Here is a 1679-nt window from a genome sequence, read left to right as displayed (position 1 = left end):
ACCAGCGCCATCGTGGCGGTGGCTGACAGCATGCCCGCTTCGACAGCACTCTCGTTATGAGCACCGCACACAAAGCGGCTGTCGCCGTAAGCCCGGCCACGTTCGAGGATCGGCTGCGCGCGATCGGGTGCGATGCTTGAAAGGACGAGCGCCCAGGTCCATCCCCAGGTCGTATGACCGGAGGGATAGTCATAGCTCATCCCGTGCTTCTTCTCGTCGTACAGCTCGGATTCGGGCTGGCAGATCCGGCCCTTGTCGATCGTGAAAGGGCGGTGCCGCTGGTAGACCGCTTTCGCCCTGCTGGACTGCGCACCCGTGTCTGAGCCCGCGCGTTCGATCAGCATCATGAGCTTCGGGGCATTCTGCGGCGTGAGCTTGACTCCCACCGCGCAGCTGAAATCGCGCGCCAGCGCCGGCACCGTATAGTCGGCATCCTGTGTGGCCAACTGCCAGCGCGGGGTATCCGCGAGCTTGCGCGTGGCCTTGAAAATCTTGCGGTCGGTTTCGTAGCGCGGATCACCGGGGCGAGGCGCCGGCTCAACGACATGCGTCACATCGAACTCGCCCGGTTCCAGATAGCCCCTGGGTCTTTCGTTCGAGGTTGCGGATGCGGCGATGAGCACAGTTGCGGTCACTGCAGCGGCAATCGACAGTTTGAACTTCAAGGCAGGTCTCCAATCTTCGAAGAGCTAGGCCGAGCATTCCGGAAACGTCAATATGACAGTTATGTGACAACGCGGATCTTTGACGAACAAGGAGCGCCCACCGCCATCTGTGAGCAGCGTGATCATGCCTTGCAGCGATATTCCGCCAACGTCCTGACCAGTTGCCCGTTCGCGTCAACGATCCCCAGACCAATACCTGTCACCCCGCCCTCGGCGCGCGGCGGACGGGAGGCCACATCCGCCATATACTTGCCCAGGTCTGGATTGGCCTCGTTTGCAAGAAGGGTCAGGTGGGGATCAAACTGCATGAACACGTTCGGCGACCCATAGCGTTCGAAAGCGGGCAGCTTTGCAGGGTATTCCTTCATCCACGATGGCGGGGCTAGGTCGTGCGATCGCAATGGTTCTGCCGCCAACGTCATCTCATCGGCCAGCCTTTGCAGAGGGGCCGATCTCTCGACCTTCAAGAACAGCCAGTTCGAGGCAGTCCTTTGCAGGCCGGTGACCGTGAGCGGGAATGACCTACACGCCTTCGCGGCCTTGGCGACAGCAGCTTTCAGCGCAGGCGCCGCGGATGCCGGGTATTGCGTCAGGTAAAGCGTGACGTGTGCCGGATGGCCTTGCGCATGAAACGTGGTCATGCCCCTAGCAGCGAGATCGACGCTCGCTTCCGTTACCGCGTCAACGATGGACGGTGAGGGGATCGCGTAAATGTCAATGCTGAGCCTGTCCTCTGCTTGCAAGGGGTAGGCCGTAACCAAAGCTGCGATCAGGGCCATCCGGGGTATTTGCGGCATATGACTGTGCTCGGGCCGGGAGAAATAGAGGGAGCGATATTTAGCGGCGCCTTCGACGGATCGGCAAATTCTTCCGCACAAGACACGTGCTGGAATCTGCGAATCCGACGACCTAAGGTTCCTCAGATCAAACCCCATCTTAATGCTGCAGAATGGCAGGTTCCAGGAATCATGTTTGGAATGCTAAGCGACCGGAATGGGGCGCGTAGCAGCCCCT

Annotated in this window: 2 protein-coding genes; both read right to left on the bottom strand. The window is 60.3% G+C overall.

Annotated features, from left to right (window positions below; all coding sequences use genetic code 11):
* Positions 1 to 665: acid phosphatase (locus tag LH128_RS28185; RefSeq protein ID WP_008833110.1), on the bottom strand; the 665-nt coding region annotated here is incomplete at its 3' end.
* 122 nt (positions 666 to 787) lie between these two features.
* Positions 788 to 1444, bottom strand: coding sequence for a 2'-5' RNA ligase family protein (locus LH128_RS28180; protein ID WP_327195303.1), 657 nt, complete (start codon positions 1442 to 1444; stop codon positions 788 to 790).
* Positions 1445 to 1679 lie beyond the last annotated feature (235 nt).

Origin of the sequence: Sphingomonas sp. LH128 (genome assembly GCF_000293195.2) — a bacterium.
Taxonomy (GTDB): Bacteria; Pseudomonadota; Alphaproteobacteria; order Sphingomonadales; family Sphingomonadaceae; genus Novosphingobium; species Novosphingobium resinovorum_A.
This window is presented reverse-complemented; position numbering and strand designations above follow the sequence as displayed.

What these genes read in the sequence shown, in the direction of transcription:
- LH128_RS28180 (WP_327195303.1), bottom strand. Translation starts at nt 1,444, where the DNA reads ATGGCCCTGATCGCAGCTTTGGTTACGGCCTACCCCTTGCAAGCAGAG.